Raw genomic sequence first — 18488 nt, 5'->3', positions numbered from 1 at the left:
GGTTCAAGATCTTATTGCTATCTATTAATATCAAACCAATCAACATCAGCATAACCACCTCTTTTCGAATCCTTTTCACTGACACTAAACAATCCTACTTTAGCTCCTATCCATTTTCCTGGAACCGCTGTAAATAGTTTTCCTATTTTCTTGTAATTTTTACCATCTTCAGAATAACTAAACTGACAAATGGCGTCTATTCCTTTTCCTGTAACATTTACTTTGAAATAGGCTTCATTTCCAGCTAATTTCTGCGTTTCATTTACAATTTCGGGGGTGTTTTTTGCTGCGCTTTTAACCTCTGTCTGCTGTAGAGAAAATCCTTTTTCGTCATGAGTTATTTGTAATGCAGCATAATCCATTCCCATAATAATAAGACCTGCTTTCTTGCCAGATTTTGCTTCTTCTACAGTCAATTTAATTTTGGCAGATGCGCTGAAGTTTTTTGCTGGAAACTTTTGCAGCAGCAGATTAGGAACCATCCATAAATTAGCAGCGTCATCTGGCATGTTCATAGAAAATAATCTCAAATGGTCTGAATCTCGCATTTTCGCATACCAAACAATATTCGGATTTGCCTGCCACTCCCATTGCAAGCCTATTTTATCACCTTTAAAATCGTCTGATTCTTGAGGCGTTTCAATTGGATAGGTTCTACCAACATTTGGCTTTTTGTATTTCATAACAGGTTCGCCGATACCATTTTTATCCAAATCTTCACCTATCAGCGGCCAGTCATTTTTCCACGACATAGGCTGAAGATGCACAATTCTTCCGTAAGCTTCTATATCCTGAAAGTGATAAAACCAAGATTCACCATTTGGCGTGTCTACCCACGCACCTTGATGCGGACCGTTTATTATAGATTTACCTTGTTCTAAAACGACTTTTCTTTCGTAAGGACCATACACATTTTTTGATCGTAAAGCCAGCTGCCAGCCTGTTGCAACTCCTCCTGCAGGAGCAAAAATGTAGTAATAGCCGTTTCTTTTGTAAAATTTTGCCCCTTCAACTGTAGGATCTTTTTCATGTCCGTCATAGACATGAGTTCCCTCATCTATAATTGCTGTCCCTTCTTTATTCAGTTCTCTTACTGTTAGAATACTTTTTACACCGGCACGGCTTCCTGCCCAACCATGAGCTATATAAACACGTCCGTCTTCATCCCAGAGTGGACAAGCGTCGATAGCGCCTTTTGCTTCCATTACTAAAATTGGCGCATCCCATTTTCCGAATGGATCTTTGGTTTTGACCATAAAAATTCCGAAATCTGGATCTCCCCAATAAATATACATTTCATTGTTATGATATCTTATGCTTGGTGCCCAAACGCCATTTCCGTGCTGCACTGTATTATAATGGTCAATAGGAGCCACTTTTGGAAGCGCGTAATTGACAATCTTCCAATTTACCATATCTTTAGAATGCAGAATAGGCAATCCTGGAGTGCAATTAAAACTCGAAGAAGTCATAAAATAATCATCTCCCACACGAACTACATCGGGGTCTGAGTAATCAGCATGAATGATAGGATTTTGATAGCTCCCGTTTCCTAAATCTGGAGACCAGACTTTAGACACGTAAGGCGTTTTATTTTGATCTTGTGCTGATAAGGCCGTAAAAGAAAAAGCGGCTAATAAACAGAAATAGAACTTCATTTATTTTTTATTTTATAATCATTAGTTTTTTTAAATATTCGACAGAAGGCGGAACTTTTGTCTTTCAATTGAAAGTATTATTTTCTATATAAATCAATAACTTTCTTTGGATTCCAATTATCCACAACTGCTGGATTTGCGTACGTAGTTTTTAAAACATTTTCTACCGTATACAATGCCGCCTGCTGTTTTGTAAGCTGAGTGATCCATTTTACTCTTTCTTGCGGATGCGCTCCAGTTCCAGTGGAATTATATTCTTCATAACGTGCAGTTGATTCGTTTTCAACTTTTCCCCAATTGTTCCATCCCGCAGGTTTTATTGCATCTGACATTTCGGTATTTAAAAATACAACGGCAGCATTTGGTCGCCACGGTCTGCCTAAATCGGTTATGTTCGCACCTGTTCCTGTAATTTTACAATTGCTGAATACGTAGCCATACTTCACAAAATCTTTGGTAGAAGCTGCTGTAATAGCACTTCCGCCTTTGGTATGGAGTTCACAGCTGTCAAAGAAAGCGGTTGAGCCTCCAAAAATGAAATCGGTGCTTCCCTCAATGTAGCAATCTTTAAAATACTGGCGCACATCACCACCGTAAACCGTATCTTGAAAACCTAAGAATCTGCAGTTGTAAAATACAGCTTTATCTCCCTGAATGTGAATAGCCAGCGCTTGTCCAACAGGTCCCGAAGCATTTTCGAAAGTTATGTTTTCTGCATAAAATCCAGAACCTTTTATAAAACAGCTCGAAGAACCGCTTGTTCCATATTTTGCATTTGTTGCCGGATTAATTCTGTTCGCGTAATTATCATAAGTCAGGATAACTTTTTTGCTGTCTTCTCCAATCAAACTGACATTATTTCGATCTGAATCTAAGGTTACAACTTGCTTATAAATACCATTTTTTACAAAAATAACCGTTCGTTCTGATTTTAATTTTGGAACTGCATCAAAGGCTTCTTGAATGGTTTTGAAATTACCGCTGCCATCTTGAGCGACGACGATATCATATTTTATCTTTTTTTTCTCTTTTAAATGAATATTGTTTTCCGCCTGTCCTTTAGAACACAAAAACAGAATTACAGTCAATGCAAAAATTATTCTAAATCTCATCTCTTTATTTTCTTAATTATTTACTGCCAAACTATTCATGTATACTTCGATATTTTCGTAACCCGCATTTAAATCATGTCCGTTTGGATTATTTTTTGTTATGTCTAATTTCATTTTCTTTTTCCAGTCATCTGGAATTCCATCTCCCGAACTGTCTATCGGAGCTTCTTTGCTAATTAAATTGGGCCATCCGCCAACATCTTGCTGAGAATCGATAATACCTTTGGTGCTTCCTTTGGAACCTTCAAAAGTATAAGTCCCGTTTTTTACCTCAGCAACAATTCTTAAATCAACCGCATCTCTTACTAATGATGCTCCGCCAGATTTTAAAACTCTTTCGTAAGCTTTCAGCGCGGTATCGGTATAAACATTGTTCTGTATATCATGAGGAACTTTCTTTTTCATGGCTAGTTTTTCGGTCTCTGGAATCACACCATAACCTGAATGAAATTGATTGTACACGCCATAAGTCCAATTGTCTTTTGTGGCTTCTGCACTACCTTCCACTACATTTCCGTCGATAAAAAATTTTCCCCAAATATTAAAAACCTCTTTTCCTGGAATTTTATTCTTATCAATGGCAACAATCTTGGAAGATTTTCCTGTTGCGGGTCCAGGTTTATAATAGTTATTTACAATGTTTACATTCATTCCTTCTCCGCCATAACAGCTGTTGGCTCCCCAATTATAAATGACATTATTGCGCATGTCTACCAAATCTGTAAGCGCAAATGCCGTCCCTGCAGATTCTCCTAATCTTGGATTTCTGCTGTCATGATGTGCGAGTAAATTGTGGTGGAATGAAGCTTTTTTTCCTCCCCATATTGCTCCGTAACCATGAGAACCTTTTTCATGCACCGACTTTCTAAGGCTTTCTGTGACAAAACACCATTGAAAAGTAGTGTTTTCATTTGCATATAGCGACGCCGTTTCATCAGATGACCAGCTTAATGAACAGTGATCTACAATTATATTTTTGTGAAATCTGGATTCTAATGCATCTGCCTGCTGTTTTGCCGCATCTCCCATTCTAAATCTCATATATCGCACAATTATATTATCTGCATTGAGCACTACTGGATAATCTTTGATACAGATTCCATCTCCCGGAGCGGTCTGCCCAGCAATTGTGAGGTCATTTTCTTCAATGCTTAATCTGGATTTTAAAGCTATATTTCCCGAAACTTTAAAGAGAACATAACGTTTTCCTTTGGCTGTTACGGCTTCTCGAAAACTGCCTGGCCCCGAATCATTTAAATTTGTAACAAAAAGAACTTTTCCGCCCCGCCCGCCTGTGGTATATTTGCCAAATCCTTCTGCTGTTGGAAATGCTAATGCTTCATCTTTTGTTTCATTAATAGGTTTTATTGATTTCTGATTTAATTGATGTTCTTTCTTATTTTCTGCCTTAACTTGTAAAACAACGGCTATTAAGCTCAGTACAATTAAAGAAAGAGATGCGTAAGTGTGTTTATAATTCATCCGTTTATAAAATTATAGTAGTTGAAAATGATATATAGTTTGAAGTTTAACTGAACTAAATCATATAGCAATTGATTTTGGAAAAAGGGGGAAATTCAGATAAAATCCCCCAATCCAATCAACCACGATTAACTTAAACTTAAACTTAAACAAAACAATTCTAAATTTTCTAAAACCATCGAGGGTCGCCTGCAACACCCGTTCCTGCGAATCCAATACCCGGTTTGATATGATAATCTCCAATCGATGCATTAACAAAGAAATCGGTACTATTTAAAGGTATCTCTGTAATGCCAGTCATCGGTCTGGTGCCGTTTACCAGATCTTTTGTTTTATAATTACCTCCGTAGGAAATACTGATACTGTTGTACGTACCAGCAGTACTGTTAAGCGCCGCTGCACCGTTTGGTCCAGCAATAATGCAGTTTTGAATGGAAAGCAGAACTGGAAAATTATTATCAAAATTCCAAAGATGTCCCATAGCTGCAGTGACATTCACACAGGTGATATTGCTGAAATTAATACTGGTTTTTACCCTCACGTCTGCAAAACGAGTACTGATTTCGGTAAGTGTACTGTTGGTTACATTGATAGATTTAACCGTTCCTCCCGCTCCTACGTTCATAACACCGTATCCTCCAGTTTGCGACACGAGACAGTTGTTTACCGTGATATTACCGATAACACTCGCTCCACTTACTCTGACAATAGAGTTTAATTTTGAAATGTTACATCCTTCTACCAAAATGTCATTTACCACTTTATTTCCTAAATCAATAAAGAAACTGTCTGAAGAACTTGTCGCTAAGTTTTGGATTAAAACATCATTCACTTTATCCTGAACTCTGAATCTGATATTAGCAGCTCTGCTTAATACGCCTTCACTATTTTTAGAACCAACAAAAGCGATGTTATTTACTCCAGTCGGAATCGTAAGATCACCGCCCATTACGTAAGCTGCACCTGCTGCAAATTCTACCGTAATGTCTTTGCTGCCGCCAGCAACAAGTCCCTGAAGTGCCGTTCCAATGCTTGCCGCTGTATCTGTAAGCAGCACTTTATAGGTTGTACTGTTAAAAATACCCGTTGTTTTTACTGGTAAACTTCCTCGTAAACTGGTTCCGTTAAACATTTTGGCTGTATAAACAGTTCCGCCTTTCAAATTTCCAATTGTAAGAGTGCCTTCTGTTTTCTGCTGTTCGGTTAAAACAATATTCTGAACCGCAACCGCAGCTTCGTCGTATAACGTTATATTGGTTACTCTCGGATTGACCGTCCAGTTTAAGGTAATATCAGATGATGATGAATTATACCCTTTAAAAAGCTGTTCTGCCGAAGTAACAAAATACAGCTGACTGTACTTGGATTCTTTTCCTGTGTTTTCATCGATGCTTTTCATTCTGACAGAGTATCCCGTTGTTCCATCAAGTTCGTCAAAAATCTGTCTGTATTCCACTTTGGACTGATCTGAAGAATTAGAATACGGAGTGAGCGTATCGGCAATAAGTTCTACTTTACTGACGATTTCATTAAAAAGCAGACTGTCTTTACTGAATTCGAAAATGTATCTTGTTGCCGAAATGGATTTGGTAAATTTTATTTCAACAGAAGTTGGGTTTATAGCCGAACTTTCAAAAATAATTGATTTAAAAAGCCTGTCATAACTGGAATCTACATCCCATTGATTGTAATCTTTCTCACAGGCTGTCATGAATAAAATGAGGACCATAACACTTAAAATTCCTAATATATTTTTCATTTTAATTAAAATTAGATTAATGTCATTTTCTAGAATCCGTACGAATTGGCAATCTTACCTTTAGACTCGAAAATGTCTTCATAGTAAATGGCAAAAAAGTGTCTGTAATAACAGGTTCCATTTCCTTTTGTGTACTGAGCCAAACTAGATTGAATTTCTGTTCCGTTTGTCATAGATCCTAAAAAGCCTGAATAATCATATTCTCTCGCAAGACCCGTTGCGGCTAACAGTGTTTTAACCGGCCAGTCTATATAATTTTTGTTGGTTCCTGTAAGCGGTTTTTCTGCCATTGCAGGAAACCAGCTTACGCTTTTATACTCAGGTCCTGGACTTGCTGGTAGATTGCGATAATAATTTAAAGAACTTTTATCAATATATTCTGCGTCTTTATATTTATAGTAAACCGTTCTTGGAAAATCTGAAGGCTGGTAATTCTTATCAAAAATTTTAACAGCTTGTTTATTGTCAAACATTAAACAAAGTGTTTTTTTCATGGTTTCAATTTTTTCATACAATAATCCCCAGCGCACCAAATCATGTTTGCGTATCGATTCACAGCCAAATTCCCATGCTCTTTCATTAATAACCGCTTCAAGAAAATTAGCGTCATAAGACTGAATTTGGGCTGAACCCATGCCAAATGCTCTTTCACGGACTTTTTCTAATGCCTGTCTGGCTGACATTCCAGCCGAAGTATTAACGGCATCTGAACCCGTTAAAGCACTTTCTGCTTCGGCAAACATTAAATAAATATCAGAATAACGCATTACAATCCAGTTTACACCAGTTGCTATACGAGATGTAGCTGTTTTATGCATTGCCTGATAAGAAGCTGGCATCCACTGCATTCTCCATTTTGCAAAATTCACGCTCAAAGGATCGTTTTTAACTCCTTCAATATTATCTTTGGTGTAATTGGTCCAGCTTAGTGTCACGTCTCTACGTTTATCTTCAGGCGTGAAGGAATAGAAGTAGTAAGCCTGCGAAGCAACATAAGTTCCCCCAAAACCTCTGCTGCCGTATTTGCTGGCGCCAGCTACTTCATATCCCATCAGTGAGCCGATGTCTCCATTATTTCCAAGGCCAAAAGCCACTTCAAACATGTTTTCATTACTAGAATTCTGCTGCAGACCACAAACTGTTTTCCAGATGTTTTCATAATCAGGATCCAAGTGATGCGGATTTTCGGGACTTCCAATAATTTCAGCAGTATGTTGAGCCGCAATCTGATAATAGTCTTTCCAATTTTTTACCCTTCCTACAAAATAACCTCCAGCTTCTGGTATCGTAGGATGATGTTCTAAATCTTTTCCCGTGAAAAGATTTCCGTCACGAAGCGACCATCCTCCTGCAAAAAGTGCCACTCTTGCCAAAAGTCCTTTTGCAAAACCTTTAGTAATACGTTCTGCTGTGCTGTAATCGGCTGCCGATTTTAGCCAAGGCAGATAACCTTGTGCTTCATTTAAATCTTTTATCAAACTTTCGTAGATAACATCTCTATCTACTTTTCCAATGTAAACATTAGACAAATCAGATTTTGATGTTCCTTCTTTATACGGCACATCTCCCCAATTTCTTACTAATTCAAAATAAGCCAAAGATCTCATAACAAGCGCTTCGCCTAAAAGCGGTTTCATCTGAGCGGCATTGGTTTCTAGAATTGGTGAATTTCTTATACCGTCTACTGCAGAAGAAGCCAGTTCTGCCAGCTGAAACAATCCCTCCCATTTTGTTGTCTGGTTATACGAATCATCATAAAAATTTCCTGCTCCTTGATCGCTCGTCGTTGAGTTGTAAGCCGTAGCTGTAAATCCCTGATTACTCTCAATATCTGAAAATCCCTGCCAGTTAACCGATAATTTTTGTCCGTAAATGTAAGTGTCTGTCATTCTTCCGTAAATTCCCATTACGGCTGCTTTCGCCATTGATTGGGTTTGGAAAACAGTTTCAGAACTTAGTTTTGAAGGCGAAGTGGTATCTAAAAAATCATCATCGCATGAGATGCAGGTAATGATAAAAATCAAACTGAAATAGTATATTATTTTTTTCATGTTCTTTCTAATTAAAATGTTACATTAACTCCAAAAAGGAATGTTTTTGCCTTTGGATATGCTGACCAGTCTACTCCTGGCGTTAAAGGTGTAGACCGTATACCATCAACTTCTGGATCTTGTCCTGTATACTTTGTCCAGATATGTAAATTGTATCCTGTAAAATAACAGCGTACATTTTTTACAAATCCATTTTTGGTAATGGTGTCAGGCAGCGTATAGCCAAGCGTTAATGTGCCTAATCTTAAAAATGATCCGTCTTCAATTGCCCAATCAGTTAAAATAGTCGAGTTAGAAAGCGGATGCCACAAGCTTTTTCCCTGATTGATTTCCTGCAGCAGCTGCGGATTTGCATTGTCTCCAAACATAATATTGTATCCCGTTGCTGGATCAATAGTTGTAAATCGGTTTTGTATGCTCATTTCGCTGCTCATGTTCTGGTATCTTTTAGAACCGCTGAAAGTCGTATTATCTATTTTGTTGGCGTTATAAATATCATTGCCATACGACCAGTTAAACATTGCCGATAAATCGAAATTTTTATAGACTGTGCTTATAGAAAATCCTCCTACGTGTTTTGGCTGTGCTCTGCCTATTACTTTTCGATCCTGATCTGGAGAAATTACATTTCCATCTCCACTTAATTTTTTAAGTTTGATGTGTCCTGGTCCAAAATAATTTCCCGAAGTGGTGATCACTTTAGAAGCATCTGCCACGCCTTGATTAAGTATCCATTTCTTTTGCACATTATCATAAGTAAAATCGTCAAAAGTGTACATCCCATCAGAAACATAACCATACATTAAACCTACTGGCTGGCCTACAATTGCTCTGTAATCGTCTCTTCCCACGGCAGGCGCCCAGTTTGAGGCAGCTATCATTTCATTAGATCCATCTAATTCCTTTACTCTATTATCGTTGAATGCAATATTAAAACTAGCCGATAGTAAGAATTTATCATTTTTAATAATATCTCCCGAAGCTGTAATTTCAAGCCCTTTATTTGAAGTTCTTCCTATATTTTGATATTGTGTCTGATATCCTGAATTCGAAGGCAGTGCCACGCCAAGAATCAGATTTTTAGTATCATTTTTATAAGCATCTACAGTTAATCTCAAACGCTGGTCAAAAAAACCCAGATCTAGACCTAAATCTGCAGATACCGTAGTTTCCCAAGTTAGATTTTCGTTTTTAAGCACATTTGATGTTACCAGAGCACTTTGCGGCTGTTCGTTTATGTAATATAAATTTCTGCTCGTAGACTGAAATCCGTATTCTTGTCTCCAGTAAGAACCAACTCTTGCATTTCCAACTTCACCATAACTCAAACGAACTTTAGCATTTGAAAGCCAGTTTTTAGTCAATTTCATAAAAGACTCATCCGATAATCTCCATGCAAATGCAGCACCTGGGAAAAACCCTTCGCGGTTCTCTTTTGAAAATACATTTTTAGAATCTGATCTAGCTGTCAGCGTTAGAATGTATCTTTCATGGAAAGTGTAATTAATACGCCCGAAAAACGATGAAGTTCTCGAAGGCTCTAATATTGTTGTATATGTAGGCTGAGGCGTCCCGTAATTCCACATAGCCAAAACATCTTTAGCCGTAAAATCTACTGGGAAAAACTTGCTATCACTTCTCATTTCTTTCCCTTCAGAATTATACATTTCCTGTCCGGCCATCAAATCTATTTTGTGTTTATTGTTGTCCAGCTCAAGATTATAAGAAATCGTATTTTGGATAGTCCACAAATAACCTTTAAAATCTATGCGTCTCGCTACAGGCTGCCCGCCGTTTGCACTGGCTTCACCCGTTTTATTAAGCCATATATTATCACTATAGTCTCTATTGGCCGCATAGCTCCCTTTTGAAGATACGGTAAGGCCTTTTGCCGCTTTCCATGTGATGCCTGCATTAATTGTGGCATTAAGTCTGTTCTGGTCCTTATATTCATTTGTAATATTATAAACAGGATCATTAAGTGAACTTAAAGCTTCTGCTGAAGTTACATCATCAGCTCCGCCTAATCCGCCGCCCGTACTATTTAAGCTATAAACGGGAGCATATTTAATTCCATCTCTCAGTTTACTGCCGCTGGAAACGCTTGGTCCTGTGATGACAGCGTTCGAAAATCGGGTATTAAAATCAAAAGTCAGTTTAGGACTGATTTTTTTGTTCAGACTGAAACTTAGATAATCTCTTTTGTATGCAGAGTTCAGCATGATATAATCTTCATCATCATGCGTATAATTGACTTTGTATCTTACGCTGGATTCTCCTCCTGTTAAACCGATATCAAAATGCTTTTGTATTCCAGTATTTCCATACAGCTTTTCCTGCCAGTCGGTACCTTGTCTCGACTTGTAAATATCAATATCATCCCAAGTTCCATACATGCTGTAGAACGAGGTGTTTGATGTATTCACGCCTGGATCAAGCTCTTTCTGAAAATAGACAAAATCGTATGGAGAAAGAACTTCTGTAAGGTTGTACGTGTTCTTAATACCTGTATAGGCATTCATATTAATTTCTGTCTTTCCAGCTTTTCCTGATTTGGTGGTAACCAGCACTACCCCGTTCGCTCCTTGTGCTCCATAAATAGCGGTAGAAGAAGCATCTTTAAGAACGTCAATAGTTTCAATATCTCCAGGTGCAATATCGTTTATATTAGCTACCTGAAAACCATCTACTATAAATAATGGCGAGTTATCCTGCGTGATAGAGCCTCCTCCTCTAACTCGCACTTTAATTGGCGTATCTGGCGAACCATCTGCAACGGTTACGTTTACACCGGCCATACGTCCAGCAATAGCTTGAAGCACAGAAGTGGCAGGAATATCTTTTAGTTCTTCCATGCTTACAGAAGCTACAGAACCAGTCAAATCTTTTCGCTTTGCAGTTCCATAACCAATTACGACGACTTCATTCAAATCAGTAGAAGCTTCTTTTAGCACTACATTCAAGCTGATTTTGCCTGAGACAGGAATTTCTTGAGTTATCATCCCAACAAAAGAAAATACCAGACTGGATTTCTCAGGAACGCGGTCTATTTTGTAATTTCCGTCCATATCGGTTACAGTTCCTATTTTCTGGCCTTTTACCACAATGGAAACCCCTGGAATTCCCATTCCGGAATCATCTGTAACACGTCCGGTTACTATTATTTCTTTTTCCTGAAAAAATCCTCTGGTGGCTATAACATCTTTTTCAGTGTTTTTCAGTTTTTTAGTTTCTTTAGCATAAAGTGAAAATGAAAGCATTACGTAAAGCAAAAGAGCTATTTTGGCTTTCTTTTTACCTCTTCTAAAGAAGTCAATTTTTTCTTTGGCTACTTTTTTTCTCATACATTTTGGTTGGTTTGGTTAGATAGTGTTTATGATATTCAAGCTGTGCAGTTACAGCCTTCTTTATCATTTCTTAATTGTTATTCATGTTTATATTTTTAATTATTTCTTTTGATTTTATTTTTATGAATTGAAAATTATTCTGCTAAACTGAAAGTATATAGCTTTCCTTTTTCTGTATGAATATCATATTCTGAAATCTTCGGAATCTCGATTCCTTTTAGCACCGCTTCCGCAGATATGACAGGCTGAGCAACGGGCTGATGTTTAAAAAGAACATTTGAATTTTCTCCTTTTGCTTCGGTTATAAAATTTCCTTTTAGTTTAGAATAACTTCTCAACCTAAGATTTCCTCCTGCTTCTGATCGGATTTCTATTGAAGCAATCGTTCCATTCTTCCACTTCATATTCTCTATTATAAATCCGCCGCGCGCCCTTAAACCCGAAACAGAACCCTCTGCCCAAGCATCTGGCAATGCTGGAAGTAAAGCGACCGCACCATCGTGACTTTGCAAAAGCATTTCTGCTATTCCTGCAGTACACCCAAAATTCCCGTCTATTTGAAATGGCGGATGCGCATCAAACATATTGGCATAAGTACCGCCGTCTGGTTCTTTTATTGTTGCTGATGCGGGCTTCAAGTTGAGCTGATTCTTAATCAGAAGATAAGCGTGGTTTCCATCCAGATATCGCGCCCACAGACATACTTTCCACCCCATTGACCAGCCGCGGCTGGCATCGCCTTTTCCTTCAAGCGAATTTCTAGATGCTTCAAAAAGTTCTGGAGTCTTAAATGGTGAAATTTCTCTTCCTGGAAAAGCGCCCCATAGATGCGAAATATGACGATGAGCATCATTTTTACGGTCCCAGTCTTCTATCCATTCTTGCAGCTGACTGTGCTTTCCAATTTGCATAGGGGGCAACTGGCTGCGAATATTCTTTAATTGGGCAGCAAATGCTGCATCTATTCCTAAAATTTCGGCTCCATCAATTGTATTGGAGAGTAAATCAAAAACCATCTGATTGTCCATAGTGACACCAGCAAAAACATTGCATCTTTCTTTGGCAGGAGTCCCATCAGGTTTTACAATATCATAATAATGAAGACCCGGCGAATGCTCTGGTGAAATCGAAGGCGAAACTACAAGATATCCCGTCTTTTTATCCTTAATCAAGAAATCCTGATAAAATTCGGATGCACTTTTTAAAATCGGATAAACTTCTTTCAGGTAATTTTTATCGGCAGAAAAAAGAAATTTCTCCCAAAGGTGTGCGCTGAACCAAGCATTACAGGTCGGCCAGATTCCCGCCGTATTATCAACCGCTCCTGTCATGCGCCACAAATCTGTATTATGATGCAATGTCCAGCCTCTGCTGTTATACATTTCAGATGCTGTCTGTCGACCTGTAACGCTGACATCTTTAATCAATTGAATAAACGGATCGTGGCACTCGCTCAAGTTTGTGACTTCAGCTGGCCAGTAATTCATTTCCACATTAATATTGGTGGTATATTTGCTGTCCCAAGCTGGATACTGCCCTGAATTGGGATTCCAAATTCCTTGCAAATTAGCTGGCTGCGTGTTCGGCTGAGAGGAAGAAATCAATAAATAGCGGCCAAATTGAAAATACGATGCTGTCAGATCAGGATCTTCAAATTTTGAAAATTCTGCTATTCTCTGATCTGTTGGTTTATTGATCTGCGATGATTCTCCCAGATCCAGATGCACTCTATTAAACTGTTTCTGGTAAAAGGCAATATGATCTTGTTTGGCTTTCTCGTATGGCTTTGAAAATTTCGATAGAATATCTGCTGCACGTTCTTCTGCATTTCCTGAAATATCCTTGTAATTAATAAAATTTGTCGCAACAGAAACATAAATGAAAGCTTCATCGGCTTTTTTAACTTCGATATGATCTTTATTTGCTTTTTGAGTTCCTCCTTTTGCGCTTACTCTTATTTGGGCATTGAAGTTTAAGAGATTAGGAATGTTTTCTTCTTTTTCTTTTGTGCAACGTCCCGTAACTACAAGCAGATTATTCTGAGCTTCAACTACTGCCGACGACACTGTAACCATATTGGTTTTTAAAGGCCCTGCAAAAGAAGTTTTAAAATTTACTTTTTGCTTTTTATCGGCAGTTAGCCGTATAATGATTAGCTGATCTGGAAAAGACGTAAATACTTCCCTCGTGTAGGTAACACCATCAACTTTATATTTAGTCGTTGCAATAGCAGTATTTAAATCCAACTCTCTGTAATATTCTGAATAGTTTTGATGTTCTGGTATTGTCAGAATAAGATTTCCTATAGACTGATAAACCTGCCCGTGTGAAGTGGTTTTTCTATCAGCAATAATATTTTCTAATGACAGTTTTTGTGCATCGACATAATTTCTTTCAGAAATAAAGTTCTGGATTGCTTTTAAATTTTGTTTTGCTTTTGGATTTATATTTTGATACGGACTGCCTGACCAAAACGTATCCTCGTTTATTTGAATCGTATCAGACTGAGGAATGCCATAAAACATTGCTCCTAATCTTCCATTTCCCAAAGGCATTGCGTCGGTCCACGCAGCTGAAGGTTTATTATACCATAATGTTAACTTTTTCTGCGAAAAGGTGTTCCAAAATGATACAATAAATAGTAACGACAACAGCAGCTTTTTCATAAGTAAAATAATTTTGATACAAGTCTGTAGAAGTACAAACAACAATCTCGATCAAAAGACAAATCGTTTGTTTTTATTCTTAATTTTTATTGATAATTTATTTTTAGTATTAAAAAAATACGCAATCAATAAATGATACAGTTCAAAAGTATTTTATTAGCATCATAACGACTTTTAAATTTTGGTCATTTACTTTTAAATTTTGGTCAAATCGAGAATTTACAAAGGTTTACGAGTTTTATTTTAAATAAGAGAACAGAATATTGATCGAAATAAAAGAATGGAGAATGTTTTTATTTTACAGAAAAACGATTAAGCGAAAACATTAAATAAAAAAAAGCAAAAGAACCTATTTAGTGATTCTTTTGCTTTCGGTTTAAATGTCAATTAGAAAATCAATGCTGACAATTGTATCTTAGATTTATTTTTCAAATTCCATACTTGCAAGGATAAATGGTCCTGTTCCTTTTGGATCGTTAGCACGAATTGGTTCGTTAATGTAATAATCATAAGAACCATCTCGATACGGTTTACCGCCTAATCCCGCAACAGCACAGCATTTGTTTAAACTAACGAGACCTTTTTGATCTACAGTAATAAGATTTTTGATAATGCCATCGTAGCCTTTTTTCGCCGCCTTTTTATAAGATTTTGGCAGATAACCTTCGTTAACAGATCTTATCATGGTATAAACAAACATCGTCGAAGCTGTAGCTTCTGTATAGTTTCCTTTCTCTCCAGCTTTATCCAATACCTGATACCAAAGCCCATTATCTTTATCCTGAAATTTAATTACAGCATCGGCATACGATTTTATGTATGATATCATTGTAGCTCTCCCAGGATGATCTTTTGGCAGATAATCTAGAACATCTACCATAGCCATTCCGTACCAGCCCATCGCTCTGCCCCAAAAATTTGGCGAGTGTCCAGTGGTTTTGTCTGCCCAAGCTTGTTCTTTTTTTTCATCCCAGGCGTGATACAATAAACCCGTTTTTTTATCTAATAGATTTTTCTGAACCAGCGTAAACTGAGAAACAATATCATCATATGCCTTTTTTGCATCAGCACCCTTTATAAAATCATGGGTATAGTGTGCGTAGAAAGGCATTCCCATATACAAACCATCGAGCCAAACTTGGTGCGGATACACTTTTTTATGCCAAAAAGAGCCTTCGCTGGTTCTTGGATGTCCGTCAATCTGTAAGCGAAGTGTCTGAAGCGCCTTTAAATATTTCTCTTTTTTTTCTTTTTCATAAAGATAAAGAAGGACATTTCCACAATTCAGCATATCGATATTGTACTTATCCAATTCGTAAGAAACAATGCTGCCATCTTCATTAATCAGACTTTCTCCAAAATTGCTGATGTAATTGTAATAGTCTTTCTTTCCTGTTTGAGCATATAATTTTTCAGCTCCATCAAGCACAATCGCCGAAGGGTAAGACCATTTAGGACTGCTGTTAAAATCCAGCATCCATGATTGGGGAAACCTCTGCATTTCTGAAAGCATCATTCTTTCAGACCATTTTAAATTATCAGGAATTGGCTTTGAAGATTTATAATTTTCTTTTGGAGATTTTGAAACAGTAACCGTTCCATTTTGGGCAAAAGCCAAAGAAGTTCCAACAAGAAAGACAGTCAAACCTAGTATTTTTATTTTCGGGTGAATGAGATTCATAGTTATAATTTTTAAAAATGTTAGTGTTTCCAAAAGTATTTTAATAAATGGATAATGACTTTTAAATTTTAGTCATTTGTATTTAAAAAATGGTTTCTTTTTACCAATCTATTCAAAAGGAAATATAGAGAATAAACCTGTTTTAAATTTAAGTGGAACAACAATTACGAGAATTACTAAATGTTTTTATCTGCCTCAACAATTGGTTTTGTCGCATCTGTCAGAATCAAATATAAGAATTTAAGTGATTTATAAGTTGGCCCGCCAATTTACAGAATGATTTAAATATAGATATCCCCTGGTTCATCACCAGATTCTTTCTAAGCATATTCAAAACCGTAATACCGCATAGAGTTCTCTTTGCAGATTCAAAACTTTTAAGACCTGGAGGTAATACCTTTTTTACAACAAAAAATTAAGGCGGTTTTTAAAGATATTTAACTTCGAAGTTTTCAAATGAATGGACTTTAATTATTACTAGTTAGAATATTATTTTAGGTTATATATCAGAATTGCGACTCGTTGCTTTTGGACTTGATATATTTTACAATTCTTTTTTCTTTAAAGATTCCAATTGTATAGCTTCTGATGCCTTGATTTTCTTCTCATCTATCACTTTTGCATAGATTTCAGTAGTTTTTACGTTGGTATGCCCCAGCATTTTACTGACCGTATAAATGTCTGTACCGCTCGCTAGCTGCAGTGTTGCAAATGTATGGCGGAAGCAGTGGAAGGTAATATTTTTTTTAATTCCTGCCAATTCAACCCATTTTTTCAGGGGGCGCGAAATCCACGTTATGTCTGTTAAATCCTCAAAAACAAGCTGCTGGGGGCGCCTCGGTTCTCCGCAGAGCTGGAAAGCCTGGTGGGAAATAGGCATATATTCCACTGTCTTTGTCTTTTTCTGCGTAAAATGCAGTTTCACTATACCATCTTCCAGACTAATCTCTTTCCAACGGAGCTTCTGAATGTCGGAATGCCTCAGTCCTGTAAGCGCTGAGAAAATTGCGGCTCTTTTAAGGACATCCTTTTCGCATGCTGTTGATGCCAGTACATTCAATTCTCCAATGGTCAGATATTCACGTCTTGATTCCTGCTCCGGGATTCCTTTTATTTTTGAAGATAAATCAACCGTTAAATATCCATCGATAAAGGCCTGTTTCAAAGCCGCTTTAAATATGGAAAAATAGGTTCCCGCACTGTTGCTGGAAATGGTTCCTTTTCTATTTCCTTCTAGTGGCGCAGCTAATAAAAACAGTTTAAAATCCTGTGCCATTCTGTAGTCAATCTGAGAAAATATCAGGCTGTCTCCTGAATAGCTTTTTAAAAATTCCATGACCCGCTTCCAATTGATCTGAATAGATTTTGAACTTCTAGCATGTCTTTTAGCCGCTACAGCAGCAATGTATTCAATAAAATTCTCCTGCCTTTTTTCTTTCTGTTCAGCCAATAGGTTGTCAGCGTCACTGTATAGATCTCTATTATCATATTCCTTCTGCCGAATTTTACGTATTCCGTCAGCATACAGCATTATTTCACGGTCGCTCTCGCTCCTGCACATTATTATTCCTTTATCGCTGCGCTTTGGTTTATAGGTCTTTGTTCCCGCTGCATCTGTCCGGGCGGTTCTTTTTTTGTCCCACTCAACTGTTGTTACGGACCTGTTAATATATTCACGGATTCTCTGGGGAGTTTTCTTTCCGAAAACCTCAACAGGATAGCTTTCTATGTAAACATACCATTCATTTTTGTCTTCTGCTTTTCGAAGACGCACAGTTGCCTTGGTTTTCGCTAATTGCTTCATATAAAATCATTCCGCTATACAAAGTTGTCAATTTCCATTTTTGGAGCATATATATACTTTTCGCTCTGTCTGGTCGGGATTACATATTTCCTCATATGGCTATAAACAGAAGCCACGTTTTTAAACAGTAATTATACCCCGCAGATAAGACATTCTTTCTTCAATCTTTTCATCGCTTCTGTCTCCTCATTAAGGTACCATAAGGGTACATAAGTGCCACTTTATACCCTTTTAAGTGCCGGTGCAAATGTGGTACAAATATATGATCAGAAACGATTAAAAACGAGCAGAAACAATATAAAGAAAAAAGAAAAACCGCTGTAAACATTAAGTTTACAGCGGTTTAGCACTTATTATTAATTGATGTTAATCAATACTAGCGAACTTCTTCAAAAATAACGTACACTGAAAATCAATAACTTACACATAAATGGTACAAATATGGAACAAAACACTTATTTTATTTCACAAAACTACATTAATTGGTTATCTGCTTATCCGCCTCAGAAGGCCTTACCTGTCCTGAGGGATGGTTATGAATCATAATCAGCCACATTGCATTAGATTTAATTGCTGCTGCAAATACCATTCTAAGGTCAACTGAAGTGCCAGCAATTCCGCCTGAGGATACTTCATACATGCCCAATACCTTATTGGACTGGTTCAAAAGCAGGATCTTAAACTCCTCAAAAAATTCGATTGTATCTGGATTCCAGAACTGGAGCGCCAGCTGATAAACTGTTTTGGAGGAACTGATATAAGGTCTATCTGATGCTTTCACTTTTGTTTTGTAGACCAACTGTATTTCTGCCACCTGATTTCAGTTCTGAAATGTTTTTGAAGTTTCCATCTTTTCTTAAGTGTAAAGATTAATAATGGAACCTGCACCAGCAATGAGAAAGCGAGCGAAAAAAGCAACGCAATAAAG

General features: G+C 37.3%; 10 protein-coding genes. All 10 read right to left on the bottom strand.

The window, feature by feature from the left end; all coding sequences use genetic code 11:
- Positions 1–17 precede the first annotated feature (17 nt).
- The 10 genes from ACWA1F_RS05155 to ACWA1F_RS05110 all read right to left on the bottom strand — a co-directional run bounded on the left by ACWA1F_RS05155 (position 18) and on the right by ACWA1F_RS05110 (position 18374).
- Positions 18–1658 (bottom strand): glycoside hydrolase family 43 protein, encoded by a 1641-nt coding sequence (locus ACWA1F_RS05155; protein WP_456892141.1) that lies wholly within the window; start codon positions 1656–1658, stop codon positions 18–20.
- 77 nt (positions 1659–1735) lie between these two features.
- Positions 1736–2770, bottom strand: coding sequence for a pectinesterase family protein (locus ACWA1F_RS05150; RefSeq protein ID WP_456892139.1), 1035 nt, complete (start codon positions 2768–2770; stop codon positions 1736–1738).
- A gap of 12 nt (positions 2771–2782) precedes the next feature.
- Positions 2783–4252, bottom strand: a complete 1470-nt coding sequence (locus ACWA1F_RS05145; RefSeq protein ID WP_456892137.1) for a pectate lyase family protein — start codon at positions 4250–4252, stop codon at positions 2783–2785.
- 169 nt (positions 4253–4421) lie between these two features.
- Complete coding sequence (locus ACWA1F_RS05140; protein ID WP_456892135.1) at positions 4422–6011, bottom strand: DUF4957 domain-containing protein; 1590 nt, start codon at positions 6009–6011, stop codon at positions 4422–4424.
- Between the two features lie 29 nt (positions 6012–6040).
- Positions 6041–8062: a RagB/SusD family nutrient uptake outer membrane protein gene (locus ACWA1F_RS05135; RefSeq protein ID WP_456892133.1), complete on the bottom strand. Its 2022-nt coding sequence runs from the start codon at positions 8060–8062 to the stop codon at positions 6041–6043.
- A gap of 11 nt (positions 8063–8073) precedes the next feature.
- On the bottom strand, positions 8074–11406 hold the full coding sequence (locus tag ACWA1F_RS05130; protein WP_456892131.1) for a SusC/RagA family TonB-linked outer membrane protein: 3333 nt from the start codon (positions 11404–11406) through the stop codon (positions 8074–8076).
- 137 nt (positions 11407–11543) lie between these two features.
- Entirely contained in the window at positions 11544–14075 is a 2532-nt protein-coding gene (locus ACWA1F_RS05125) for a glycoside hydrolase family 95 protein (RefSeq protein ID WP_456892129.1), read from the bottom strand.
- A 421-nt stretch (positions 14076–14496) separates the two neighbouring features.
- Entirely contained in the window at positions 14497–15756 is a 1260-nt protein-coding gene (locus ACWA1F_RS05120) for a glycoside hydrolase family 88/105 protein (protein WP_456892127.1), read from the bottom strand.
- A gap of 544 nt (positions 15757–16300) precedes the next feature.
- Positions 16301–17560 (bottom strand): tyrosine-type recombinase/integrase, encoded by a 1260-nt coding sequence (locus tag ACWA1F_RS05115; protein WP_456892125.1) that lies wholly within the window; start codon positions 17558–17560, stop codon positions 16301–16303.
- Positions 17561–18038: 478 nt separating this feature from the next.
- Complete coding sequence (locus ACWA1F_RS05110) at positions 18039–18374, bottom strand: JAB domain-containing protein (RefSeq protein WP_456892123.1); 336 nt, start codon at positions 18372–18374, stop codon at positions 18039–18041.
- Positions 18375–18488 lie beyond the last annotated feature (114 nt).

Source organism: Flavobacterium erigeronis (assembly GCF_054075165.1).
This window is presented reverse-complemented; position numbering and strand designations above follow the sequence as displayed.